Raw genomic sequence first — 23289 nt, 5'->3', positions numbered from 1 at the left:
GGGTGTCAGGCCGACGGGACCAGATCGTCGAGGGCGTCGGTGGACCGGCCGGCGTCGGTGACTACCTCGACCGGCGTGACCTGCGACGTGGGCATGGCCCGGCGGAAGAACCGCCGGGCCACAGCGGCGTTCCGACACGCCGAGACGGGCCGTCGATGGCCTGACCGTACCGGTCGACGATCCGTGACCGTCGGTCGAATGCCGGAGCGTTCTTCGGGCGGTTCCGTGCTGCCGGACGGCGATGGATGCGGGCGTTCAGTCCGGCAGAAGTGGGCGCATGAACGTCCTTTCGTAGCGCAGGACGCACCCTGACTCGTCGCGGATCCGGTCCGCGGCGACGAACTCCGGATCCTCGCCGAACCGTGAGCGGTAGCGCTCGTAGGCGGCCAGGCTTTCGAAACTGAACAGCGCCTCCGCCCGGTCGCTGGCACCCTCGGCCGGCAGGAAGTAGCCGTGGTGTACGCCGCCGTGCCGTGCCACCAATCGCATCCACTCTCGCGCGAAGCGTTCGAACGCCTCCAGCTTGGTCGGATCGATGGTGTAGTGCACCACGCAGGTGATCATGAAACCATCTTCCTGATAAGGCCGCTCAGGTTTGCAGCATGGGTGTGCAGATGATGCTCGGGGCGGGTCAGACGGGTAGTTACGATTCTCGGCTTTCCGGGCCGCCCGGCTGGCACCAGGCGGGCTCGAAGCCCTGCGCCTGACCAGCCGCGCTGGGGTGGGTCAAGGGGTGATGTAGCCGGCGCCCGCGCCGTTGGTCACCAGCGACTTGACGGTGCCCGAGCCGGAGGAGACGAAGGTGCTGACGTGGCCAGCCAGCTACGCGTGCTGCTTCGCGTACGGGCGCGTCCGTTCCGCCCACCGCACGAAGTGCGGCGTCGCCAGACCCGCCAGGACGAAAACGCCGCCGAGCAGGAGCCAGCCAGGAACTCCCCAGGCGATGCAGAAGAGTGCCAGCACGCTGGGAGCGACCACGTTCGCCAGGCCGGCCCCGAACCCGAACAACCCCATGTACTGCCCTTGAGCGTGGGCGGGAGCGGCTGCTAGCCGTACGCCTCCAGGTCGTCCGCCGTGTCGATCGCCTTGCCGGCCAGGCGCTGCCGCTCTTCTGGGTCGAGGCCCGATTCCCACTCGGTGAAGCGGCGGTAGCGGTCGAGGAGCGTTGTGCCGTAGGCGTCGGAGGCGGCGATCTCGCGTAGGTCGGTGCGGCCGGCGAGGACGTCGCGTGCCATCTCCTGGAGGTCGTCGCCCGCGACGCCGTCGCGGAGGCGGCTGAGGCTGGCGTGCAGCAGTTTGGCGAGGCCGCGGCTGCCTTCGGTGATGTCGAGGAACTGCTGCTCCGGCTCGGATCCGTGGCTGGTCATGCGGGTACCGGGCTGGTGTAGGGCTGGTCGGGTAGCGGGATCCTGGACAGGTCGCCGCCCTGGTCGGCGAGGGTTTTGAGGAAGCTGAAGAAGCCGAGGATGAGGGTGCCGCCGGCTTGGATCTTCGTGGCGGCGTCGTTGACCTTCTTGACCAGCTCCATGGCCTGCCAGGTGGCGACGCCGTAGCCGACCACCGCGCCGGCGCCGGTTTCGATGAGGGCGGTGCCGGCTGCGGCGCTGACGCCGATGATGATGGCTTTGTCGATCATCATCTTGATGAGGCCGCCGATCATGTCGGCCAGGAGCCAGATCGCGCGGGCGGCTTCGTGGTACTTGTGCTCGACCTGGGCGAGGATGACGTTCTGTTGGGCGGTGGCGGCGGCCAGCTCGCGGAAGTAGACGAAGGCGGCGTCGGCGGCTCGGCCGTCCCACTGCTTGTCGACCTGCGTCGTCACCTCGATCAGGTTGCCGCCGAGGGCCTGCAGGCTCTGCCCGAGGTTGCCGTACGCGTCGCCGGCCTTGTAGAAGCTCTCCCAGTCTCCGACGAACGCGGCGGTGATGGTGCCGATGACGTCGTAGCCGGCCACGTCCTTGATGACCTGGTTGACCCAGTGGGAGATGGAGATCGAGTCGAGGATGCCGATGGGGTTGGCGAACCCCTTGGACAACGCGGCGTCCGGCTCACCGGGTTCCCGGAGGAAGTCCGTCGGTTCGATCACCGGTAGGTCCTCGTTCTGGGGCGTTCGCCGGACATCGCGTCCTCGCCGCGGTCGACGGCGGGGTAGGTGGCGTCCAGGCGGCCGGCGCTGCGCGCGTCGGTCTGCCGGTAGTAGTCCGCGGTGTGTTGCAGGGCCTCACGTGACCTGTCCAGCAGTTGCGCCAGGTGGGTCAGCCGCTCGGCCATCTCGTCGACGAGTTTCTGATGCGCCGGCCACGCCTCGTTGAGCAGACCCTGCCCGTGCCAGGGCATGTCGGTGTGCCTGGTGAGGTAGGCCTTCGCGGCCTGGGCGTCGGCGCCGGCCTCGGTCATCCGGCTGGCGGCCCGGTCCAGCGCACCGGGCTCGACGGAGAAGCTCACGACAACCGGTCCCCGACCACACCCGTCACGACGAGCAGGACGACGGCGACGAGCAGCGCGAGACCCATGACCCTGCCGCGCCGCCTGGCCTCGGTGCCGCCGGGCGCCCGGTAGACGCCGAGACCCATCGCCGCAGCGACGCCGAGTGGAACCGCCACCGACAGGAAACGGAAGAACGACCACCCGTCGAAGACCCCGTCACCGCCGGAGGTGGCCAGCCGGTGGACGAGGAACCCGAGGCCCACGACGCAGAAGAAGAACAGCACCATCGACAGCAGCGCGATGCCACGGCGGAAGTCATGCCACTGGTCTGGCCTGCCCGGTGACGCAGTCGCCGGATCGGTCTGCCCGGTCTCACCCACGGCTGCACCATGCCACAGCGCCACCACGTACCGCGACCCCGCGCCTACGCAGACGGCGGAGGCCGCCGGCGTCGCTCGGCGGGCGGCCCGGCCGGCCGGGAAGTGGACGGACGTGTCCGGCCCTGCTGATCGCCTACTGGTCCGCGAGATTCGGCGCCATCCGTAGCGAGAGCTGCTTCGCCTCTTCCGTCGCCCGCTCGTACTCCCGGGTGGCCACGGTCAGCTTCTCCTGGAGCGTGAGCATGGCGTCCCGTTGCTGCTCGGCGGTCTCTCCGGGTCTCACCTCGCGGAGCAGGGCCTTCACGGGTGGCGTGTTCAGGGCCGGGGTGTGCGGGTTGTCGGGGTTGAGGAGATGCTCGACGTGGCTGAGCGCCATCGAGATCGTCTGCACCTTCTCGAGAGCGTGCAGCAGCCTGGTCTGTGCCTGCTGCTCCTCGGGCGTGAGAGCTACCTCGTCGGAGTCCGAGTCCATGACCACCCATCCTCGAAGTGAGTGCTGTCGGCGCAGGTCAAGCGGTTGGTCGTCGTCTCATCGTAGGGTTCTCGCCGGGCCCGCGTGGCGACGCCCGACGACATCGGAGCGGATGGGACCAGTGAGGCGGCGACGAGCGGACGGGCCCGCTGTGGCGTGCCGCCCTCATCCGCCGCACCTCGGCGGGCGGCGCGGCCTGGCGCTGCCGTGTTACAAGGGGGCGCATGGATCCCGTCGATATCGAACGTGAGATGGCGCAGCTGGACGCCCTCTACCGGAGCGTCGCCAAGGAGCCGGTCGACATCGCGGAACTCGACGACATCGGCGCCGCCGTCCAGGCGAAACTGGCACGACTCGCCGTGGGCGATCGGGCGGAGACTGTTCTCCGCGCCGTCGTCGAGGCGTACGCCACCGGCGACGAGAGTGCCCGCGCCGCGATCCGCCGCCTGTTCGACCGGCACTCGTCGTTCCGGTGGGCGGCCCACCTGCCGCGAGAATGGGCCACGGCAGCGGAGTTCCGCGCCCGACTCGTCCACCTCTCCGCCTGCGACCAGGGTGCGGACACCCGCGACGAGATCCTGGCGTTGCAGGACCTGTGCACCCGGGCCAGGCGGCTCGGCATCGACGTCGAGCCCATTCTGGACGAGGTGGCCGCGATGTCCAGCGACACGGACCGGTACGGAATGGGGTCGATGCGCGACATCATCGTCGGCTACGGCTCGCGTCGCGCGGGCTGACCCGTTCCGTCGGGGCCGCGTGCCTACCTACACTGCGCCGATGGCACGGACCAGAAGGACCTGCCGGATCCCGGGGAAGTGACCTGCGGAGCCGGGAAGCGGGCTTTCTCCCGTAGCCGGGCCGCGCCGGCCGTTGTGGCGTGCTGGCAGGATCTCCGCCTATGGAGGATGTTCTGGTCCGCCGAGCCGCACAACTTCTCGGCAGCGCCCGCCGTGTCGTCGTCTTCACCGGCGCCGGGATCTCCGCCGAGAGCGGCGTGCCCACCTTCCGTGACGATCTCACCGGCCTGTGGGCGCGCTTCGACGCCGCGCGGCTCGCCACCGCGGAGGCGTTCCACGCCGATCCCGACCTGGTCTGGGGCTGGTACGAGTGGCGGCGGGCGCGGGTGTCCCGCGCCCAGCCCAACCCCGGGCACCTGGCGATCGCCGCCATCGGGAGCCGGGCCGTCGACAGCACCGTCATCACCCAGAACGTCGACGACCTGCACGAGAGGGCCGGCACGCGCGGCGCGATCCACCTGCACGGCAGCCTGTTCACGCCCCGCTGCGTCGCGGCGGCGGGCCACCCGGCGACCTTCGAGGACCCGTCGGACGGCCCGGCCGCGCAGCCGGACGAGGGCCGCCGGATCCCGCCACCCCGGTGCGCGTCGTGCGCGGCGCTCGTCCGCCCGGGAGTGGTGTGGTTCGGTGAGGCGCTGCCCGAGACGGCGTTGACCGGGGCCGTCGAGGCCGCCACCGCCTGCGACGTGCTGCTGGCGGTGGGCACCTCCGGCGTCGTGTATCCGGCCGCCGAGATCCCCCGGATCGCGGCCCGCTCGGGCGCGACCGTGATCCAGGTCAATCCGCAGCCCACCCCGCTCGACACCGTTGCCGCCATCAACCTGCGCGGCCCCGCGGCGGAGATCCTCCCGGCGTTGGTCGCGGCCGCGTGGGAGGAGACCGACGGGTGACGCTGCCGCCCCGTCGGGGCGACGACCCCGTCAGCGGGCTGCCGCCCCGGTGCCGTCACCGAGGTCGCCGACGAGCGACGCCGGGACACGCATGCGCCACGCGTCGGTGACGAGCTCCGCCAGGCGATCGACGTCCACCTGCGCCAGCCGCAGCATGACCAGGGGAAGCCCGTCGTACGCGGGCGTGGTGAAGAAGACCTCGGGTTCGCCGAGGAGCAACGCCTGCTTCTCCGCCTCGTCACCGACGTACAGCACCGCGACGTCGGTCCGGATGATCCGGGGCGCACCGGGTCTGCGCTCGGGATAGGACCAGACGAACCCCTTGTCGGCGACCCGGAAGTCGAAGCCGTCGCTGTCCATCTCGATCACGTGGGGCAGCGCCAGCGCCAGCCGACGGACGTCGTCGGCGTCAGCCATCGAGGTTGCCCCGGGCCATCGTCCCCCGCACTCGCGCAGACTATCCGGCGCGCCGGACGCGCTCGCCGCCGGGCCGCAGGTAGCCGGGCCGGATGTCGCCTCCGCCGGGCGGCCCTCGTGGAATTGATCAGAACTCGCGTATCGGCTAACGTGCGCGCCCGTGAATCTCTCTCGTGCCACCTTCGCGGGGCTGGCGTGCGCCGCCCTGCTGACTCTTGCCGCCTGCGGTGGGGAGGACGCCGCGACCACCACGGCCGCTTCCCCGTCCCCTGCCGTCACCCCGTCCACCACCACGGTTGCGTCCCCATCGGCCTCCGCCTCCTCGGCGCCGTCCCCGTCCGCCGCCGTGGCCACGATGAGCGACAAGAAGCTCTGCGAGTCCGCGAAGAAGGCCAGCGACGAGATGAAGGCGGAACTCGTCGCCATCGTCGGGTCCGGCAAGGAACCGTCGTCGGCCGACTTCAAGAAGATCCTGACCGGGCTGGAGCAGAAGGTCACCACGCTGGCCGCCGCCGGGGGCGACAGCAAGGTGGCCGCCGCGCTGACGAAGTTCGGGGCGGAGGCCACCAAGGCGGCCGCGGCCGCGGACCCGGCGCAGGCCGCCGACAACCCGGCCTTCGAGAAGGCCGGCGCGGACATCACCGCCGCCTGTAAGAAGGCCGGAGTCAGCATTATCTTCTGAGGGCTTCGAACGACCGGGGCACGGCGTGTGGCGTGCCCCGGTCGGGCCGGGCCGCGCCGGGTCGTGGCCGCCAGGCGGGGTGGCCGCCGCGTACCCGCTCGACAGGTTTCCCATGGTCACAGGAGTGCCCGTGCCGCGTCAGCCGCTCGTCGTCGCCGTCGCCCAACCACGGATCGTGGCGTACGACGTCGTCACGAACGTGGCCGCGCACGCCGACGCGGTCCGGGCCGCGCACGCGCGGGTGGTGGTCTTCCCCGAGCTCTCGCTGACCGGGTACGAGCTGGACGCGCCCCCGATCCCCGCCGACGACCCGAGGCTGGCGCCGCTCGTCGCCGCGTGTGCCGAGACGGGGGCGACGGCGCTGGTGGGCGCCCCGGTCCGGGGCACGGCGGGCCGCGAGCACATCGCGATGCTGGCCGTCGACGGGGTCGGCGCGCGGGTGGCATACCGGAAGGTGCACGTGCACCGCTCCGAGGAGCGGTTCAGCCCCGGCGACGGGCCTGCGGTGCTCGACGTGGACGGGTGGCGGTTGGGCCTGGCGATCTGCCGCGACACCCGGTTCGCCGCGCACGACGCGGCCACCGCGGCGCTGGGCATGGACGTCTACGTCGCCGCTGTCCTCGACCACACCCGCGACGCCCACGTGCCGGCCGAGCGGGCCCGGCGCGTCATCGCCGACCGCGGGGTGTGGGTGGCCACGGCGAGCTTCGCCGGGTCCACCGGCGGGGGCTTCGACGAGGCGGCGGGTGGCTCGGCGATCTGGGGCCCCGGCGGCGGGACGCTCGCGCAGGCGGGACCGGCCGCGGGAGAGATCGCGTCGGCCATGCTGCGGGACGGGCCGTCGTGACCCGGCTACGGCTGCGGAAACCCGCTGGAGGGCGGGTGCTCACTCCAGAGCCACCGCAGGTACTGCCGTAGTTCCTCGAGGGTGGCGACCCAGCCCCTGTCCATGTAGGTGAGGATGCGGCTCACCTCTCCCGGCACCAGGTCGTAGGCGGTGGCTCCGGTTTCCGGGACCGGTGTGTCCGGGGGAACGGCCACGGGCACCGGGACGAGGGGGAGGCGGATCCCGCTCGTGCTGAGCGCCTTGAGGACCGTGAGGTAGGCGCGGGGCAGGTGGTAGGGGGAAGCGGCGAGAGCGAGCCCCGTACTGGTGCGCTCCCGGGCCTGGTCGGCGATCCACGCGGCCTGCAGGCCCGTGTTGGGGGCCGGCTCGGCCTGGATCTGGACGCCGTCGACCCGGCGGAGACCGAGGCCGCGCAGGTGGTCGAGCGTGATCTCGACGTAGGTCGCCTCGGCCGGGTTGCCGTTGGCCACCAGCAGGTGGCGGAGGCCCGGATCCGCCTCCCAGTCACGGATCGCGTGGGTGAGACGCCACTGTTCGCCCTGGCCGGTGAGCACCACGAGCGTGTCGACGTGGGCGGTGGCCGACCGGGGCAGGGTCAGGATCACCGTGAGGGCCTTCAGCACGTCCAGGAGTTGCCCGGTGCTGACGCCGGCGAGATCCGCTTCCCGCACGACCCTGGGGGTCGGGTGGTGGGGGCGCACCGGTCCAGCCTAGTGCTGCACCCGTGAGCCGTTGACCCCCAGGGCGTCCTGCCGTTACGAGCGGCGGCGGGCCGCCCGTACGACGAACGCGATCGCGCCGACGACGAGAACGACGCCGATGAGCTGGAGGCCCGGCGAGTCGTCGGCTCCGCCGTGCACGACGGCGGCGACGCCGAGCGCTGCGGCGAGGACGGCGAAGAGGTATGTCATCAGGAGCCCTCCTGGTGCGGCCGGCTCCGCCGGTCGGTCGTGACGGCGGTTCATTCGTCGACCCACTCGAGCAGGTCGCCCGGTTGGCAGTCGAGCACCCGGCACATGGCCTCCAGGGTGCTGAAACGCACGGCCTTGGCGCGACCGTTCTTCAGCACGGCCACGTTCGCCGGCGTGAGCCCGACCCGCTCGGCGAACTCGCCGACGCTCATCTTGCGCTTCGCCAACTCGACGTCGATGCGGACGACGATGGGCATCAGATCACCGCCTCCATGTCGGTGCGCAGCGTGGTGGCCTGCCGCAGCAGCGCGCGCATCACCACCATCAGGAGCCCCAGGACGGCGACGCCGATCAGCATCAGGAACAGCAGGAGCGGCAGCCCGGGGTCCGAGGCCTTGAACCCGAAGTAGAGGAACACGCCCAGCAGCACCACCCAGGCCGCGACGATCGCCCAGACGATCGCGTTTACCCACGACATGGCGGCCTCACTGAAGATGCGGTCCTTCTTGACCAGGGTGAGCAGCTTCCAGGTGGACACGATCACCACCTGGACGCAGAGCACCCAGAACACCGAGACGGCGGTCATCGGCCATCTCAGGTAGGCGAGGTCCGGGGACTCCTTCGCCATGTGTGCGAACTGCCCGGGCAGCGAGAAGGTCTGGAACATGACCAGGATCCCGAACAGCACCACGAGGAAGACTCTGAGCGGGGCCACCGCTCGATGCTCGTTCAACATGCATCGACTATCACTCGTAACCTATCGAATGTCAATCGGTTCGACCGTCGGTAACGACTCGGTTGCCGTCCGGCGACAGGGGTGGCGGCGGTGCCGGAGCCGGGCCGGCGGGCGGCACTGGATCCACAGCCGCCGGCAGGGCTGCCGACCGGCCGGACAACGCCACGGACGAGGGCCACCTCCCCGTTCGCGGGAAGGTGGCCCTCGTGCGTCCCGGGAGCGGGCCGTGACCGGCTGGCGGTCACGGCCCGCTCCGGCCGTGGGGTCGCCGGTGCGGGGTCAGCCCACCCGGGCGGCGCTGACGGTGGCGCCGGTTACGCTGCTGCCCGACTTGGTGACGTGGTACGTGGCAGTCGCGCCGCTCCAGAAGTGGAAGGTGAGGGTCACCCGGGCGCCGTCGTTGACCTCCGCGAAGAAGGCCTCGGTCAACGTGATGCGGTTGCCGGTGTAGTCGGGGGTGAAGGCGACGTCGAACTCCTTGAACGACGTCCAGTTGTGCGGGCCGGCGTTGCTGCCGTCGGCGTACTTCGCCTCCATGGTGGCGAGCTGGTCGCCGCGGAACTGGGTCGGGACGGCGAACGAGGTGGTGCTCCCGGTCGCGTTCGACAGCACCGGCGGGTCGTACGTGATCACGTCGATCCGCCACGGCACCCCGGCGGAGAACCGCGCGTGCAGGGTGGCGTTCACGCCGTACGCCCGGTTGCCGACCAGCCGGGTCAGCGCGCTCGCGGTGAGCGTGAGCTGGCTGCCCGACACGGTGTAGTCGGTGCCCTGCGTCAGCGCGGTGCCGCCCTGGTAGAGCCCCTGGAAGGTGGTGCCGTTCAGGTTGAGGGCGAGCGTCTTGGCGGTGATCGAGCCGGTACGCGGCACGTACACCTGGTCGGCGTAGGCCGTGCCGGAACGGCTGGTCCAGCTCGACTTGACCTGCGCGAACAGCTCCGGGTCCTTCCACTGGAAGGTCAGCCGGTTGAAGTGCTGCCCGTTGTCCCAGAGCTGGGTGGTGATCTTCCTGGTCTTGGCGTACCAGCCGAGGAACTCGAAGAACTTCAGCTTCTCGCCCTGCTGGATGGTGCCGGTGTGCCGGTCGAAGCCGAGCAGGCCGTACTCGCCGATCACCACCGGGATGCCCTTGGCGACGAAGGCGTTGTGCACCCGGTCGAAGGCGTCGGTCAGGTCCTTCTGGGTGGTGGCGTCGAACCGGGTGCCCCCGGCGACGTTCACGCTGAACGGCCAGTAGCCGTAGAAGTGCACGGTGGCGATCAGGTTGCGGTCGTTGAGCTGGGTGAAGGTGCTGGTCAGCTCGTCGACGCGGGCCTGGTCCGACGAGGTGTGCAGGGTCGGCAGGACGAGCATCCGGGTGGCGTTGTTGCCGCCGGAGGCACGCACGATCCGGTGGAAGGACGTGTTCAGCTCGTGCAGTAGCTGCGCGTTCTGGGCGTCCCCGGAGCTGTTGGCGAACTGCGGCTCGTTGACGCTCTCGAAGTGCAGCTTCGGCGAGGCGTCCCGGAACGCGGCCGCGATCTGGGTCCACAGCGCGTTGTAGCGGTTGAGGACGGTGGTCCGGTCGGTCGGCATCGCGTTGATCCACTGCCACGAGTCGTGGTGGATGTTGATCATCACGTAGAAGCCGTCGGCGAGGGCCCAGCCGACGACCTCCTTGATCCGGTTGAGCCACGCCTGGTCGATCGTGTACGCCGGCGCGGCCCCGTGGTGGTTGCTCCAGGTGACCGGGATCCGGATGCTGTTGAAGCCTTGCGCCCGGATGGCGTCCAGCTGCGCCTCGGTGACCCGGGGGTTGCCCCAGGCCGTCTCGTCGCTGCCGACCGCGTCGAAGGTGTTGCCGAGGTTCCAGCCGGGCTGCATCGCGGCCACGTAGGCCATCGGGTCACCGGTCGGCGGGGGAGTGGTGGGCGGCGGGGTGGTGGGCGGCGGGGTCGTCGGCGGAGTGGTGGTGGGCGGGGGAGTGGTGGGGCCGACGCCGCCGGTGCAGGTGACGCCGTTCAGGGCGAACGACGTGGGCGCGGTGTTGGCGCCCGACCACGAGCCGTTGAAACCGAAGGAGACCGTGCCGTTGGTGCCGATGGCGGCGTTGTAGCCGACGTTGGTGGCGGTGACGTTGGCGCCGGCGGCGGTGACGGTGGCGTTCCACGCCGAGGTCACCTGTTGCCCGTCGGGGAACGTCCAGGTCAGACGCCAGCCGTTGATCGGGTCGCCGAGGTTGGTCACGGCCACGTTCGCGGTGAAGCCGCCGGGCCACTGGTTGGCCGAGTACGCCACCCCGCAGCCAGCCGCCGCGTGCGCGCTCACCGCGAACGTCATGCCGAGACTCACCAGCAGCGCGGTGAGGACGCCGGTGACCATGCTCAGCCGCCACCGGGTTCTTCTGATCGTGTCTCGTACTCCGGCCATGACGCTCCTCGCCTGGGGTTCCGCTGGGACGGGAATGCGGCAGGCGCCACCGCGCACGCGGCCAGCACCCGATCGTGAACCGCAGATTAAGTTTGGCTTCCAAACTTTGTCAATCGGTGTACCTCTATGCGGAACCGAGGCTCACGAAGCGGGCGCGCACGCGCACGGCGAAATCCGGGGCGTTGGTCCTGATTTTCCTCCGACCCAGGGTCACCTGGTGGACGCGGGCGCGCGGCCGGTCAGGCGTCGTGGGTGCACCTGACGGCCGCCGCGCCGCCGGTTACTGCCGCTGCTCGGCGAGGTCCCGGATGCCCTGCAACGTGGCGGTCATGCCGTCGCGCAGCGCGGCCAGCCGGCGTTCGATGATCTGTTCCTCGTTCTCCGGCGCCCGGTCGATGACCAGGCTCAGCCCGGTGCGGCCGGGGCCGATCCGGGCGGAGAGGAACAGCCGGCAGCCGTCCTGCTCGGGGACGAGCCGGAACTGCCAGGTGGCGCCCGGGTTGTCGAGGTCGGGCGGGCCGCCGCCGAAGCGGTCGTCCGGGTCGAGCACCACCCAGCCGAAGGCCCGCGGCTCGTCGAACCGCACGATGTGCGAGATGGTCCGCCACTCGCCCAGCGCGGGATGGTGGTTGTGCCCCTCGAACCGGGCGCCGAGCGCCGCCCTCCGGTGGTCGTCCAACCAGCGCACCCGGCGCAACTCCGGACTGAACCGTGGAGGCAGTTCGATGTCCGTGACCAGCTCCCACACCCGGGCGGGATCGGCCGCCAGGTGGAGGTCGCACTCGACTGCCGGGCTGTCGACGTAGCGCACAGCACCCTCCTTTGTGTACTCGGATGCCCAGATCCTCTCATCGCTGCCGTCGTCGTAGGGTGACGCGATGCCGACTTGACGTCACGGCGGCCGCCGGCGGGCCGCTGCGGTAGCGCTGGGTCAGCACGACGCAGCCGAGCACGACGAACGCCGCGCCGACCGAGGCCGGCGTGACAGCCTCGCCGATCAACACCGCCGACCAGGTCAGGGTGAGGACGGGCTGAGTGAGCTGGATCTGTCCGACCCGCGCGACGCCCCCGCGGGCGAGCCCCGCGTACCAGGCGAAGAAGCCCAGGAACATGGAGACCGCGGTGAGGTAACCGAACGACGCCCAGGCGTCGGCGTCGGCGTGCGGCGGACGGGCGGCGGCGGCCACGGCCGTGACGGGCAGGGTGACGGGCAGCGAGAGCAGTAACGCCCAACAGATCGTGCGGGCGCCACCCAGCTCGCGGGCGAGGGCGCCGCCCTCGGCGTATCCCAGGCCGCACAGCACGACTGCCGCGAGCAGGTACAGATCGGCGAGGGACAGGGCACCGCCCACCGTGTCGGTGAGCGACAGGAAGGCCAGCACCGCCAGCATGCCGCCGACGCTCGCGACCCAGAACGGCGGCGGCGGACGCTCGCCCGCGCGCAGCACCGCGAACACCGCGGTCATGGCGGGCAGCACGGCGATGACGACCGCGCCGTGCGCGGAGGTCTGCGTCGTCAGGGCCAGCGAGGTGAACAGCGGAAAGCCGACGACGACGCCGAGGGCGACGATCGACAGCCGGCGCCACTGCCGGCGGTCGGGCCGCGGCGCGCCGGTGAACCTCAGGTACGCCCAGGCCAGCAGCGCCGCGCCGACGGCCCGGCCGAAGGCGACGAACCAGGGGTCGAGCGACTGCACGGCGACGCGGGTCATGGGTAGCGACATGCTGAACGCCAGGACGCCGAGCGCGCCGAGGGCGAGCCCGCCGGAGCGATCCCCTGTTACCGCGCCCCGTGCGGTAGCGCTACTCTTCTCCGTCATGGGTAACGGTAACGCGGTCGATCGTGTTATCCAAGATCTGCGTGGGATCGTGGCCGGCGCGGCGCCGGGGGACCGGCTGCCGTCGGTGCGTGAGCTGACCGCGCGGCACCAGGCCTCTCCGGTGACGGTCACCGAGGCGATCCGTCAGCTCGTGGCGCAGGGGCTGGTCGAGGCGCGGTCAGGCAGGGGCACCTTCGTGGCCGCCGCGCCCGCGCGGCAGCACGCGTCGGACCTGTCGTGGCAGACCGTGGCGCTCGGCCCCCGCCGCTCCGGCGAGGATGACATGCAGGCGTTACTCGCGCTGCCTCCCGGTGGCGCGATACCGCTGTCCGGCGGCTACCTGGACCCGGCGCTCCAACCGGCCGCCGCGCTCGGTGCCGCGCTCGCCCGGGCCGCCCGGCAGCCCGCGTCCTGGCAGCGTGGCCCGGCCGAGGGACGCGAGGACCTGCGCGCCTGGTTCGCCCGCGAGGCGGGCAGCGGGCTGAGCGCCGGTGACGTGGTGATCTGCCCGGGCGGGCAGGCCGCGCTCTCCTCCGCGCTCCGCGCGCTCGCCGTTCCCGGCGACACCCTGCTCGTCGAGTCACCGACCTACCTGGGCGCGGTGGCCGCCGCCCGCGCGGCCGGGCTGCGGGTGGCACCCGTTCCCGCCGACGCCGACGGCGTGCGCCCCGACCAACTGGCCGCCGCGTTCGCCCGCACCGGCGCGCGGGTGTTCTACTGCCAGCCGCTGTACGCCAACCCCAGCGGCGCGACCCTGGCGGCCCGGCGCCGCGCCGAGGTCGCCGCCGCCGTACGCGACGCCGGGGCGTTCCTGATCGAGGACGACTACGCCCGGGACCTCACCATCGACGGCGAGGCCCCGCCCCCGCTCGCCGCCGACGACCCCGACGGGCACGTGGTCTACCTGCGCTCGCTGACCAAGTCCGCCGCGCCCGGACTCCGCGTCGCCGCGCTCGGCGCGCGCGGGCCGGCCGGAGCCCGGCTGCGGGCCGGCCGACTGCTCGACGACTTCTTCGTGGCCGGCCCCCTCCAGCAGGCCACGCTCGAGTTCGTCACCTCCCCGGCGTGGGCGCGTCACCACCGCGCCGTGCGCGCCGTGCTACAGGCACGGCGCGCGGCACTGCTGGCCGCGCTGCGGCGGCACCTGCCGACGCTCGTCCCGCAGGCCGTCCCGCGTGGCGGCCTGCACCTCTGGGCCCGCCTGCCGGACGGCACCGACGACGTCGCGCTGGCCGCCGCCGCGGCCAACGAAGGCGTCGTGGTCTTTCCCGGCCGGCCGTGGTGGGCCGCCGAACCCCCGGCACCGCACCTGCGCCTCACCTACGCGGCGGCGCCACCGGACCTCATGGACGAGGCCGTCCGCCGGCTCGCCCGTGCTCTCGACAGCCAGCCGGCGGCCTCGTGAACGGTCAGCGGAGGCGGGCGAGGTCGGTGAAGAAGCCGGGGTAGGTCTTGGCGACACAGCCCGGATTGGCGATTTCGATGCCGGGGGCACGCAGGCCGAGCAGGGACAGGCTCATGGCCATCCGGTGGTCGTCGTAGGTGGCGAACCTGGTGGGCGCCGGGGTGCCCGGGTGGATGGTGAACCCGTCGTCGTGCTCGACGGCGTCGAGGCCAGCCCGGCGTAGCTCCGTCACGATCGCGGCGACGCGGTTGGTCTCCTTGCCCCGGATGAACCCGATGCCGCGTACCCGGGTGGGGGAGTCGGCGAAGACGGCCACCGCGGCCAGCGTCTGCGCGGTGTCGGAGATGTCGGCCATGTCGACGTCGATGCCACGCAGGGTGCCGGTGCCGACGACGGTGAGCCGGTCGCCGGTGCTCTCCACCCGCGCGCCCATGCGTTCCAGCAGCCCGGCGAACGCGACATCGCCCTGGATGCTGCCGGTGCCCAGCCCGTCGACGGTGATCCGACCGCCGGTCACGGCAGCGGCGGCGAGCAGGTAGGAGGCGGCGCTGGCGTCGGGCTCGATCACGTAGTCGGTCGGCTGGTAGCGGCCAGGGGCGACCCGGAGCCCGTCGACGGTCACGCCGAAGGCCGCCATCACCGCCGTCGTCATCGTCACGTAGGGCACGGACACCAACGGTGAGGTCAGCTCCACCGCCAGGCCGTCGCGCATCAGCGGCCCCGCCATGAGCGCTCCGGACAGGAACTGGCTCGACAGGTGCCCGGGCAGCCGCACCGGCCCGCCGCGCAGGGGGCCGGTCACCGCGACCGGCAGGAATCCCGGCTGCGGCCCGTCCTCGACCTGCGCGCCCAACTGACGCAGCGCGTCGACGAGCGGGCCGAACGGGCGGGCCCGCAGTTGCGGGCTGCCGTCGACGACCGTCCGGCCCGGCCGCAGCGCCGCCGCGGGCAGGACGAACCGTGACGTCGTGCCGGACTGCCGGGCATCGACGAGGGCCGGATCCGCGAGCTGCCGTGGGTCCACGCCGGTCACCGTCACGACACCGGCCGGCTCGTCGGTCGTCACGACCGCGCCGAGTCTCGACACGGCGCCGATCATGGCGTGGGTGTCGTCGGCGAACAGCGCCCCCGACAGCGTGCTGCGCCCGACGGCGAGCGCGGCGCAGATCAGCGCCCGGTTGGTGATGCTCTTCGATCCGGGCGGCCGGATCGTCGCGTCGGGCGGGGCCGCAACCGGTGGCACGGCAAGGACGTCGGGCAGGTCTTCGGCGAGTGACGGCACGGAGACAGTCTCCCCCACGGCCGATCCAGGCCGTGGGCCGTCCGGCGACCGGGCGGCACCGCGTCGAACGCGAAGGGTATTGAACCCCGTGCGCACCGTTCAACTAACATGGCGGCATGGCCGTCGACCTGTACGCGCGAGTTGCCGTCACCGACCACCCGACGGCGCTGGCCCGGCACGAACGGCTGCTCGGCTCCCGGCCGAGGCCTGTCGCGAGCGACACGGGGGCGGTGGGGGAACCCGCGGACCACCGTCCGCTCTGATCGGCACCAGCCTTTCAGCCGAACCGGGTCCGCTGGCGAACGGCGCCGGTCCCGAGACGCCCACATCTTGTCCTCCTTGGAGCGCATCATGTCCTCTTCCCCGGCTCGGGTCTTCGCCGCGCTGAACGCGGTGCGGCCACCCGACCAGGCATCCCCGGTCCTGGGCAGGGCCGTCGTGGTCGGCGGCAGCGTGGCGGGGCTGCTGGCCGCCCGGGTGCTGTCCGACTACGCCGAGAGCGTCGTCATCGTCGACCGGGACGATCTTCAGGCGACCGGCGCCCGGCCGGGCGTGCCACAGGGGACGCAACTGCACGCGTTGCTGCCGGGCGGCTTCCTCCAGCTCGAACACCTCTTTCCGGGATTCCGCGAACAGGCCCTGGCCCAGGGGGCGATCGAGGCTCCGCCCGCGGCCCGGCTGAACTACCTCGACAACCGCCCGAAGGTCGTCGTGCCCGACGACGCCGACAGCCTGGCGGGCAGCCGACCGCTGCTGGAAGGGCTGATCCGGCAGCAGGTGTTGCGACTGCCCAACGTCAAGACGATCACCGCGCGTGCCACGGGTCTGGTGATCGACGGTGCCGTGACCACCGGGGTCCGCTACGACGCCGGCGTCGAGTCGGGTGATCTCGTGGTGGACGCGATGGGGCGTTCGAGCCGGCTGTCCGAGTGGCTGGAGCAGGCTGGCTGGGACCGCCCCGTCACGCAACGGATGACGGTCAACCTGAACTACGCCACGGCCCTGTTCCGGCGCCCCGAGGCCGCCCCGGATCGTACGGTCGTCATGGCACTGCACACGCCGAGGATGTCGTCGGACGTGGCCGGTGCCGCGTTCTTCGCCATCGAGGACAACCGGTGGATGGCCATGATGGCCGGCTACGGGGACAACCGTCCGGGGCGCACCGCGGAGGACTTCGTGCGCCGGCTGCGGGAGCAGTTCCCGCCGGAGTTCGGCGAGGTCGCCGGGAACGACCTGCTCGGCGACGTCCAGACCTACCGCCACGCCGACAGTCGACGGCGGAACTTCCACGACCTGGCGCGGTTCCCGGCCCGGCTCGTCAGCGTCGGCGACGCGGTCGCCTCGTTCAATCCCGTGTACGGGCAGGGGATGACGGCGGCGGCCCTGCACGCGGCCTGCCTGTCGACGTACCTGCGGTCGGGCCCGGACCTGGACGTTCCCGCGCGCCGGTTCTTCGCCCTCCAGAAGGTCGTGGTCGACGCCGCCTGGTCGATGTCGACCTCCGCCGACCTGGCGCTGCCGCACGTCGACGGGCCATACCCGCGCGGCTACCGGTTCTCCAGTTGGGTCAGCCGCCAGATCGTCGCGGCGACCGTCACGGACGTGGCGACCGCCCGGCGGTTCAACGAGGTCGTCTCCATGCGCGAACACCCGAGTGCGCTGGCCACACCCAGCGTGATCCTCGGCGCCCTGCGCGCCAACCGCCGCGCGGCGAGGTAGCCCGGTCCCGACGTCCCGTCGGTGAACCCGTCATGGACCGGGCCGCCGTGCCCGGTGACGTCTGCGGGAACATCCGCGCGGCGGTGATCGAACCCTGATCCGTCGCGACGGGCCGCTGCGCGGTGCCGGCAGAACGACAGGCAGAAGCGCGTGCGGAAGCCGGCCGCCCCGGCATGGTCAATGTCACAGCCGGCCACCGGCATCAGCGCCTTCACCTGCGTAAACGCCATCGATCCTCACTGTCGTCGCCGCTGGCGAAACCATTGCGGCACCCTTCCGCCGTCGCTACGAAACGTCCGGGTGACCTCATTCCGAGTACCCCAGTACCCCGATCGGACGCACGCGCCGATCGACGCACCCGAAGTGGAGACGACCCCCCATGCGACAACGCCGTCTTCTGGCGTACGGCGCGCTCGGCGCCACGCTGGCGACTCTGCTGGTCGGAGTCCCACCCGCCACCGCCCAACCCGTGGCGGCACCACCGGCTCCTGCGGCCCCCACGGCGGGCGACCCGGAGCCCGCGCGGAGCCTGACCCTGATCACCGGCGACCAGGTCACCGTGCACGGCAAGCAGGTGACCGTGGCGCCGCGCGACGGCGTCCACTTCGTGCGCCTCCAGCGCGACAAGGCCGACTTCGTCATCCCGTCCGACGCCATCCCGCTGCTGCGCAACGACCGGCTGGACGAGCGGCTGTTCAACGTCACCGCCCTGCTCGAGTTCGGGTTCGACGAGCTGTCGTACCTGCCGTTGGTGGTCTCCGACGCCACCGCCGTCAGGGGCCTGGCCGCGGGCCGGAAGCTGGAGGCGGTCGACGGCTTCGCCACCAAGGTCTCCCGCGCCGACCTGGCGAAGACCTGGCAGACCACCCGCACGTCGCTCACCAGCGGCAAGATCTGGGCCGACGGGGTCCGGGAGTCCAAGCTGGAGACCAGCGTGCCGATGATCGGCACCCCGGCCGCCTGGGGGGCCGGATTCGACGGCACCGGCGTGAAGGTCGCGGTGCTCGACAGCGGCATCGACGACAGCCACCCCGACCTCGCCGGCAAGGTGGTGGCGCGGCGCAACTTCGTCCCCGAGCGGGAGACCGGCGTCGACCTCAACGGGCACGGCACCCACGTGTCCTCGACGATCGCGGGCAGCGGCGCCGCGTCGGGCGGCAGGAACAAGGGCGTGGCTCCCGGTGCCACCCTGCTCGACGGCAAGGTGTGCTGGAACGACCAGGGCCGGGGCAACTGCTCCGACTCGGCGATCCTCGCCGCCATGCAGTGGGCCGTCGAGTCCGGCGCGACAATCGTCAACATGAGCCTGGGCGGCCAGGACGCCATCGGCGTCGACCCGCTGGAGCAGGCCGTCAACGACCTGAGCGCCGAGCACGGCACCCTCTTCGTCATCGCCGCCGGCAACTACAACGGCTGGCAGTTCCGGGTCGGCTCGCCGTCGACCGCCGACGCGGCGCTGTCGGTGGCGAACGTCGACCGGGCCGGCGAGCTGAACTGGTCGTCGCTGCGTGGACCCCGGATCGGTGACTACGGCATCAAGCCGGACATCGGCGGCCCCGGCACCGACATCGTCGCCGCCCGCTCGCCGAGCGCGCTCGCCCACCTGCCGGCCGGCTCGTACTTCGCCGCCAGCGGCACCTCGATGGCCGCCCCGCACGTGGCCGGCGCCGCCGCGCTGCTGACCCAGGCCAACCCGGCCTGGAAGGCGACGCAGCTCAAGGAGGCCCTGATGGCCTCGGCGGTGCCGAACCCGACGTACGACGTCTTCGCCCAGGGCACCGGTCTCGTCAACGTGGGCAAGGCGCTGACCCAGCAGGTCACCGTCAGCCCGCCGTCGCTCAGCCTCGGCGTCCTCGAATGGCCGCACACCGAGGCGCCCACGGCGCGGACCATGACCTACCACAACCGTGGCGAGCAGCCGGTGACGCTCGACCTGGCGCTGGACGGCAACGCTCCGGCGGGCCTGCTGGCCCTGAGCGCCAGCACCCTGACCGTGCCGGCCGGCGGTGCCGCGACCGTGCAGGTCACCGTGGACGAGCGGGCGAGCACCTCGTACGGCCTGTACCAGGGGCGCCTGGTGGCCACCGCCGGTGACGTCAAGCTCCAGACGCCGTTCAGCGTCTACCACGAGGAGCCGGCGGCCGGCCTGAAGATCAACGCCATCGGCCGGGACGGTGCCGCCGCCGACACGGTGCTGGTCGAGCTGGTCAACCCCGACCCGCAGAACTACGCCAGCCACACGTTCTACGCGTCGAGCGCGTCGCTGCGGGTGCCGCTGAACAGCTCCTGGCGGCTGTCCGCGTACATCGAGGAGGACGACGGCACGGTCTCCGTGCTGACCAACAACCGGGTCGTCGCCGACACCGACCAGGAACTGGTGCTCGACGCGCGCAAGGCCCGACCGCTCGACATCACCGTCCCGGACCGCCGGGCGAAGGCGCAGCACGGCTCGGTCATGGTGCTGCGCAGCGGCGACCCGATCATGACGTACGCCGGGGTCACCGGTGAGCTGGACAAGATCCGTACCGCCGACGTCGGCCCGACCGGCCTGCCCGGCGTGGCCACCGACGTGCACGCGGTCTTCGAGGGGCCGGCCCGCCGGGACCAGGCGCCGGACGTCTACCAGCTCGGCTGGCGGGTCCGGGGCTCCTTCATCAACGGCCTGGTCAAGCACGTCTCCCGGCGTGACCTGGCCACCGTCGACGCCCAGTACGCGCAGAACGCGGCCGGCGTGGCGGCGCACCGCAGCAACGGCAGCCCCGACCCGCAGCTCAACGGCGGCGGGGTCGTGCTGACCAGCCAGCTGCCGGTGGTGGCGACGCCGGGACGCCGCACCGAGTACTACAGCGGCAACCTGCCGTGGCAGGCCGTCGTCGACGAGAGGACCGTCGAGGGCGACCTGCTGATCCTCAACCTGGCGCAGCTGGCGCCGGTCACCTACCGGGCCGGCCGGCAGCACGTCGAACGCTGGAACGGCACGGCGCTCAACACCACAGTGATCCCGCAGCACCCCGACATGCCGGCCGTCACGCGGGATGGCAACACGGTGCGGGCCGCCCTCACCACCTACACCGACGGCGCCGGCCACGTGGGTCTGCCGTACTCGATGACGAACCACGAGTTCACCCTGCACCAGGGCGACACGCTGGTCGGCGGGTACGACTACCTGTACGGCACGTGGGAGGTGGCTGCCGAACCGACCACCTACCGGATGCGGTACGCGTTCGACCTGCCCGAGCCGTACCGGCTGTCGCGGCGCCTGGAGACGGAGTGGACCTTCACCACCTCCGCGGACAAGGCCGGGGCACTGCCGCTCACCTCGATCGGGTTCCAGCCCGCGCTGGCGCTGGACAACAGCGTCCGGGCGGGCAGCACGCTGGCCATCCCGCTGACGTTCGCCCAGCAGGCGACCGCCGGCCGGGTGACGTCGGCGAAGGTCTCGGTGTCGTTCGACGACGGCCGGACCTGGACGGACGCGCGGACGGCCGAGAAGCGCGGCGCGTACACCGCCACCGTGTCGCACCCGAGGAACAGCTCGGGCTTCGTGTCGCTGCGCGCCACCGCCGCCGACAGCGACGGGAACACGGTCACCACCACCGTCTACCGGGCCTACCAGGTCAAGTAGCCGGTGTGGGACGCGCGGGGCCGGGCACGACCTGCCCGGCCCCGCCGCCTCAGGAAGCCCGGCCCCGCCGGCTCAGGAAGCCCGGCCTCGCCGCCTCAGGTGACCCGGCGGCTCAGGAGACCCGGCGGCCGGCGGGCGGCCCGAGCTCGGCGAGCCGGCCGAGGGCCTGGTCCACCAGGTCCGCCGGGCCGACCTGCCGGGCGATGCGGACCGCCCGTCGTAGCTCGGCGCGCGCCTCGTCCACCCGGCCCAGCCGGGCGAGCGTGCTACCCAGCCCGTACCGGCAGCGTGCCTCGCTCTGCCGTACCCCGGACCGTTGCAGCGGGGGCAACGCCACCCGGAAGCTGGACGCGGCGGCCGCCCACCGGCGCAACGTCAGCAGGCTCAGGCCGACGTTCAGGTGCAGGTGACCGGCGGTCAGGTCACCGACCACCGGGGACGGTGCCCGCCCCGGATCGGCCAGCAGGGTCTCCAGCCGCTGGTACTGCTCGATCGCCTCGCGGTGCCGGCCGCCCTGGGCGAGGCTGCCGGCCAGCAGGGACAGCCCCTGCGCGTACCCGTCCCAGTCTCCGGCGGCCTCGAACAGCGGCAGCGCCCGGCCGGCCGCCGCCTGCGCCTGGCTGGCTTCGCCCCGACGCCGCGCCGCGGACCCGAGATAGGTCCACGCCCACGCCTGCTGGCGGGGATCGCCGGCGGCGGTGGCGAGCCGCAACGCCTCCCGGGCCGGCACCTCCGCCAGGTCGGGCCGCATCGCACACGCCGTGTACGCCCACGAGACGTAGTTCAGGTGGACGGCCTGGCCGCGCGGGTCGCCGAGCGCCTTGGCGGAGGCCGCCGACAGCCGGTACACCTCCAGCCAGTGCTCCCAGTGCGTCCACCGGTCGGAGAACCAGTGCATGGCGTCGGCGACGGCCGTCACCTCGGCGTGCCGGCCCGTGGCGGAGGCCGCCCGCAGCGCGCCGAACCAGTTGAGGCTCTCCCGCTCGATCCAGCGGCTGGCCTCTTCCGCCGAGGCCGGTCCGCCGCCGCCCCCGCCCGCGTACTCCGGCTCGAACCAGCGCCCGGCGGCGACAGCGGTGTCGAGCAGCCAGGTCACCATCCGGGCCTCGGCGTGCCGCCGCGCGTCGGTGGTCTCCTCGGCGGCCAGCCGGGCCCGGGCGAACAACCGCATCAGGTCGTGGAACCGGTAGCGGCCGTCGCTGGCCGGCTGGAGCAGCCCCAACTCGGCCAACTCCTCCAGGGCCGCCTCGGCCTCCCGGACGCCCAGGCCGGCGGCCTGGGCGGCCAACTCCAGGCCGAAGTCCGGCCCGGGGATCAGGGCCAGCCGCCGGAACGTGCGGGCCGCGGCGGCGGAGAGTTGCCGGTAGGAGAGCATGAACGGCGCGGCGATCTGGAGGTCCCCGGCGACCAGCAGGTCGAGCCGGTCGTCCTGGTCGGCCAACCGGCGCAACAGGTACTCGATGCTCCAGTCCGGACGGCTGAGCAGGCGGTTGCCGGCGATCCGCAGCGCCAGCGGCAGGTCGCCGCACGCCTGCGCGAGGCCGAGCAGCATGGCTTCCGGCTCGGCGGCGGCGCGTCCCGGCCCGATGATCTGTTGCAGCAGCGCGACCGCCTCGCCCCTGGCCAGCGCCGGCAGGGTGAGCCGGTCGACGGCCTCCAGGCCGACCAGCCCGCGCCTGCTGGTGATGACCGTCATCGTGCTCCCGGCACCCGGCAGCAGCGGGCGTACCTGCGCCTCGTCGACGGCGTTGTCGAGCAGCAGCAGGCTGCGCCGCTCGCGCAGCAGGGCCCGGTACTGGGCGCTGCGGGCGTGCTCGTCGCCCGGCACCCGGGACTCCTCGACACCCAACGCGGTCAGCAGCCGGAGCAGCAGATCCTCCGGGCGGGGCGGATCGGCGTCCAGGCCGCGCAGGTCGACGAAGAGCACACCGTCCGGAAACGACTCGGCGTAGCGGGCCGCGGCCTGCAACATGAGCGCCGTCTTGCCCAGGCCGGGAGGCCCGGACACGACCGCGACCACGGGGGCGGCCTGCCAATCGGGTGGCTCGGCGCTGCGCGCGACGAGGTCACCCAACCAGCTCAGTTCGCCGTGCCGGCCGGTGAAGTCGGCGACGGTCCGCGGCGGCGCCAGCGCCGGCGTGGACCGCGCGACGCGGCGGCCCTCGCGGGCGCTCTCCCGAAGCGCGGTGGCGGCGCTGGCCGGCAGGCCCAGCGCCCGGACGAGCGCCTCGACGGTACGCCGCTGCGGCACCCGGCTCCGCCCACGTTCCATGTCACTGATCGCCCGGACGCTGACCCGCGACGCCGCGGCCAGTTCTTCGATCGTCAGGCCGGCGTCGCCGCGATGCCGGCGCAGCAGCAGACCGAAACGGTTCGGCTCGGTGGTCGCGGGGTCGGGTCGGTCCGCCGGGGCCGAGTCGGTCACCTGCGGCATGCGCCCGATCATGCCATGCCGCCCGCGCCGGTCGGC

The 23289-nt window shown here is 72.4% G+C and carries 25 protein-coding genes; 8 read left to right on the top strand and 17 right to left on the bottom strand.

Annotated elements, in window-relative coordinates; translation table 11 throughout:
• Positions 1–255: 255 nt before the first annotated feature.
• From ABZ809_RS10630 to ABZ809_RS10600, 7 genes are all read right to left on the bottom strand, one after another.
• On the bottom strand, positions 256–564 hold the full coding sequence (locus ABZ809_RS10630; RefSeq protein WP_357562224.1) for an NIPSNAP family protein: 309 nt from the start codon (positions 562–564) through the stop codon (positions 256–258).
• 258 nt (positions 565–822) lie between these two features.
• On the bottom strand, positions 823–1014 hold the full coding sequence (locus tag ABZ809_RS10625) for a hypothetical protein (protein WP_357562223.1): 192 nt from the start codon (positions 1012–1014) through the stop codon (positions 823–825).
• A gap of 32 nt (positions 1015–1046) precedes the next feature.
• Positions 1047–1367, bottom strand: a complete 321-nt coding sequence (locus ABZ809_RS10620; RefSeq protein WP_357562222.1) for a hypothetical protein — start codon at positions 1365–1367, stop codon at positions 1047–1049.
• The gene (locus ABZ809_RS10615; protein WP_357562221.1) at positions 1364–2086 is read right to left on the bottom strand and encodes a hypothetical protein; all 723 of its coding nucleotides are present in this window, start codon (positions 2084–2086) and stop codon (positions 1364–1366) included. The genes ABZ809_RS10620 and ABZ809_RS10615 overlap by 4 nt, the downstream gene beginning before the upstream one ends.
• Positions 2083–2445 (bottom strand): hypothetical protein, encoded by a 363-nt coding sequence (locus ABZ809_RS10610; protein WP_357562220.1) that lies wholly within the window; start codon positions 2443–2445, stop codon positions 2083–2085. Before ABZ809_RS10610 ends, ABZ809_RS10615 begins: the two co-directional genes overlap by 4 nt.
• The gene (locus ABZ809_RS10605) at positions 2442–2807 is read right to left on the bottom strand and encodes a hypothetical protein (RefSeq protein ID WP_357562219.1); all 366 of its coding nucleotides are present in this window, start codon (positions 2805–2807) and stop codon (positions 2442–2444) included. The genes ABZ809_RS10610 and ABZ809_RS10605 overlap by 4 nt, the downstream gene beginning before the upstream one ends.
• A 133-nt stretch (positions 2808–2940) precedes the next feature.
• Positions 2941–3279, bottom strand: a complete 339-nt coding sequence (locus ABZ809_RS10600; RefSeq protein WP_357562218.1) for a hypothetical protein — start codon at positions 3277–3279, stop codon at positions 2941–2943.
• Between the two features lie 224 nt (positions 3280–3503).
• Between ABZ809_RS10600 and ABZ809_RS10595 the strand changes: the two genes are divergently transcribed.
• Positions 3504–4016, top strand: a complete 513-nt coding sequence (locus tag ABZ809_RS10595; protein WP_357562217.1) for a hypothetical protein — start codon at positions 3504–3506, stop codon at positions 4014–4016.
• Positions 4017–4177: 161 nt separating this feature from the next.
• On the top strand, positions 4178–4966 hold the full coding sequence (locus ABZ809_RS10590) for an NAD-dependent deacylase (protein ID WP_357562216.1): 789 nt from the start codon (positions 4178–4180) through the stop codon (positions 4964–4966).
• A 30-nt stretch (positions 4967–4996) separates the two neighbouring features.
• Here the strand turns inward: ABZ809_RS10590 and ABZ809_RS10585 are convergent, their stop codons facing one another.
• Positions 4997–5383, bottom strand: coding sequence for a hypothetical protein (locus tag ABZ809_RS10585; protein ID WP_357562215.1), 387 nt, complete (start codon positions 5381–5383; stop codon positions 4997–4999).
• Positions 5384–5543: 160 nt separating this feature from the next.
• Between ABZ809_RS10585 and ABZ809_RS10580 the strand changes: the two genes are divergently transcribed.
• Both ABZ809_RS10580 and ABZ809_RS10575 read left to right on the top strand, forming a co-directional pair.
• Entirely contained in the window at positions 5544–6065 is a 522-nt protein-coding gene (locus ABZ809_RS10580) for a hypothetical protein (RefSeq protein ID WP_357562214.1), read from the top strand.
• A 112-nt stretch (positions 6066–6177) separates the two neighbouring features.
• Entirely contained in the window at positions 6178–6912 is a 735-nt protein-coding gene (locus ABZ809_RS10575; RefSeq protein WP_357562213.1) for a carbon-nitrogen hydrolase family protein, read from the top strand.
• A gap of 5 nt (positions 6913–6917) precedes the next feature.
• Here ABZ809_RS10575 and ABZ809_RS10570 read toward each other — a convergent pair whose 3' ends face one another.
• From ABZ809_RS10570 to ABZ809_RS10540, 7 genes are all read right to left on the bottom strand, one after another.
• Positions 6918–7613, bottom strand: coding sequence for an ElyC/SanA/YdcF family protein (locus ABZ809_RS10570; protein ID WP_357562212.1), 696 nt, complete (start codon positions 7611–7613; stop codon positions 6918–6920).
• Positions 7614–7667: 54 nt separating this feature from the next.
• Positions 7668–7823 (bottom strand): hypothetical protein, encoded by a 156-nt coding sequence (locus ABZ809_RS10565; RefSeq protein ID WP_357562211.1) that lies wholly within the window; start codon positions 7821–7823, stop codon positions 7668–7670.
• Positions 7824–7873: 50 nt separating this feature from the next.
• Positions 7874–8080 (bottom strand): helix-turn-helix transcriptional regulator, encoded by a 207-nt coding sequence (locus ABZ809_RS10560; protein WP_026874506.1) that lies wholly within the window; start codon positions 8078–8080, stop codon positions 7874–7876.
• Positions 8080–8538, bottom strand: coding sequence for a DUF2975 domain-containing protein (locus ABZ809_RS10555; protein WP_357562210.1), 459 nt, complete (start codon positions 8536–8538; stop codon positions 8080–8082). The genes ABZ809_RS10560 and ABZ809_RS10555 overlap by 1 nt, the downstream gene beginning before the upstream one ends.
• Before the next feature lie 300 nt (positions 8539–8838).
• Positions 8839–10920 (bottom strand): cellulase family glycosylhydrolase, encoded by a 2082-nt coding sequence (locus ABZ809_RS10550; protein WP_357562363.1) that lies wholly within the window; start codon positions 10918–10920, stop codon positions 8839–8841.
• Positions 10921–11248: 328 nt separating this feature from the next.
• Positions 11249–11779, bottom strand: a complete 531-nt coding sequence (locus ABZ809_RS10545) for an SRPBCC family protein (RefSeq protein WP_357562208.1) — start codon at positions 11777–11779, stop codon at positions 11249–11251.
• A 37-nt stretch (positions 11780–11816) separates the two neighbouring features.
• A complete protein-coding gene (locus tag ABZ809_RS10540; RefSeq protein WP_357562206.1) occupies positions 11817–12788 on the bottom strand; it encodes a DMT family transporter in 972 nt (323 codons plus the stop codon).
• On the opposite strand from ABZ809_RS10540, the gene ABZ809_RS10535 reads away from it, so the two are divergent.
• On the top strand, positions 12787–14193 hold the full coding sequence (locus tag ABZ809_RS10535) for a PLP-dependent aminotransferase family protein (RefSeq protein WP_357562205.1): 1407 nt from the start codon (positions 12787–12789) through the stop codon (positions 14191–14193). The genes ABZ809_RS10540 and ABZ809_RS10535 overlap by 2 nt on opposite strands.
• Before the next feature lie 4 nt (positions 14194–14197).
• Here ABZ809_RS10535 and aroA read toward each other — a convergent pair whose 3' ends face one another.
• The gene (gene aroA / locus ABZ809_RS10530; protein WP_357562204.1) at positions 14198–15493 is read right to left on the bottom strand and encodes a 3-phosphoshikimate 1-carboxyvinyltransferase; all 1296 of its coding nucleotides are present in this window, start codon (positions 15491–15493) and stop codon (positions 14198–14200) included.
• Positions 15494–15591: 98 nt separating this feature from the next.
• Here aroA and ABZ809_RS10525 point away from each other — a divergent pair, with 98 nt between their 5' ends.
• The 3 genes from ABZ809_RS10525 to ABZ809_RS10515 all read left to right on the top strand — a co-directional run bounded on the left by ABZ809_RS10525 (position 15592) and on the right by ABZ809_RS10515 (position 20819).
• Entirely contained in the window at positions 15592–15738 is a 147-nt protein-coding gene (locus ABZ809_RS10525) for a hypothetical protein (RefSeq protein WP_357562203.1), read from the top strand.
• Between the two features lie 88 nt (positions 15739–15826).
• On the top strand, positions 15827–17194 hold the full coding sequence (locus ABZ809_RS10520; protein ID WP_357562202.1) for an FAD-dependent oxidoreductase: 1368 nt from the start codon (positions 15827–15829) through the stop codon (positions 17192–17194).
• A gap of 379 nt (positions 17195–17573) precedes the next feature.
• A complete protein-coding gene (locus tag ABZ809_RS10515) occupies positions 17574–20819 on the top strand; it encodes a S8 family serine peptidase (RefSeq protein ID WP_357562201.1) in 3246 nt (1081 codons plus the stop codon).
• 112 nt (positions 20820–20931) lie between these two features.
• Here ABZ809_RS10515 and ABZ809_RS10510 read toward each other — a convergent pair whose 3' ends face one another.
• The gene (locus ABZ809_RS10510) at positions 20932–23253 is read right to left on the bottom strand and encodes a helix-turn-helix domain-containing protein (protein ID WP_357562200.1); all 2322 of its coding nucleotides are present in this window, start codon (positions 23251–23253) and stop codon (positions 20932–20934) included.
• Positions 23254–23289 lie beyond the last annotated feature (36 nt).

It is taken from the genome of Micromonospora sp. NPDC047074 (assembly GCF_040643815.1).
GTDB lineage: Bacteria > Actinomycetota > Actinomycetes > Mycobacteriales > Micromonosporaceae > Micromonospora.
Note: the sequence above shows the minus strand (reverse complement) of the source record. Positions and strands in the feature narration are given on the sequence as shown.

Coding starts and splice junctions, on each gene's coding strand:
- ABZ809_RS10630 (WP_357562224.1), bottom strand. CDS start 564: ATGATCACCTGCGTGGTGCACTACACCATCGATCCGACCAAGCTGGAG.
- ABZ809_RS10625 (WP_357562223.1), bottom strand. CDS start 1,014: ATGGGGTTGTTCGGGTTCGGGGCCGGCCTGGCGAACGTGGTCGCTCCC.
- ABZ809_RS10620 (WP_357562222.1), bottom strand. CDS start 1,367: ATGACCAGCCACGGATCCGAGCCGGAGCAGCAGTTCCTCGACATCACC.
- ABZ809_RS10600 (WP_357562218.1), bottom strand. CDS start 3,279: ATGGACTCGGACTCCGACGAGGTAGCTCTCACGCCCGAGGAGCAGCAG.
- ABZ809_RS10595 (WP_357562217.1), top strand. CDS start 3,504: ATGGATCCCGTCGATATCGAACGTGAGATGGCGCAGCTGGACGCCCTC.
- ABZ809_RS10590 (WP_357562216.1), top strand. CDS start 4,178: ATGGAGGATGTTCTGGTCCGCCGAGCCGCACAACTTCTCGGCAGCGCC.
- ABZ809_RS10585 (WP_357562215.1), bottom strand. CDS start 5,383: ATGGCTGACGCCGACGACGTCCGTCGGCTGGCGCTGGCGCTGCCCCAC.
- ABZ809_RS10575 (WP_357562213.1), top strand. CDS start 6,178: ATGGTCACAGGAGTGCCCGTGCCGCGTCAGCCGCTCGTCGTCGCCGTC.
- ABZ809_RS10565 (WP_357562211.1), bottom strand. CDS start 7,823: ATGACATACCTCTTCGCCGTCCTCGCCGCAGCGCTCGGCGTCGCCGCC.
- ABZ809_RS10560 (WP_026874506.1), bottom strand. CDS start 8,080: ATGCCCATCGTCGTCCGCATCGACGTCGAGTTGGCGAAGCGCAAGATG.
- ABZ809_RS10550 (WP_357562363.1), bottom strand. CDS start 10,920: ATGGTCACCGGCGTCCTCACCGCGCTGCTGGTGAGTCTCGGCATGACG.
- ABZ809_RS10535 (WP_357562205.1), top strand. CDS start 12,787: ATGGGTAACGGTAACGCGGTCGATCGTGTTATCCAAGATCTGCGTGGG.
- ABZ809_RS10540 (WP_357562206.1), bottom strand. CDS start 12,788: ATGACGGAGAAGAGTAGCGCTACCGCACGGGGCGCGGTAACAGGGGAT.
- ABZ809_RS10525 (WP_357562203.1), top strand. CDS start 15,592: ATGGCCGTCGACCTGTACGCGCGAGTTGCCGTCACCGACCACCCGACG.
- ABZ809_RS10520 (WP_357562202.1), top strand. CDS start 15,827: ATGTCCTCTTCCCCGGCTCGGGTCTTCGCCGCGCTGAACGCGGTGCGG.
- ABZ809_RS10515 (WP_357562201.1), top strand. CDS start 17,574: ATGCGACAACGCCGTCTTCTGGCGTACGGCGCGCTCGGCGCCACGCTG.
- ABZ809_RS10510 (WP_357562200.1), bottom strand. CDS start 23,253: ATGCCGCAGGTGACCGACTCGGCCCCGGCGGACCGACCCGACCCCGCG.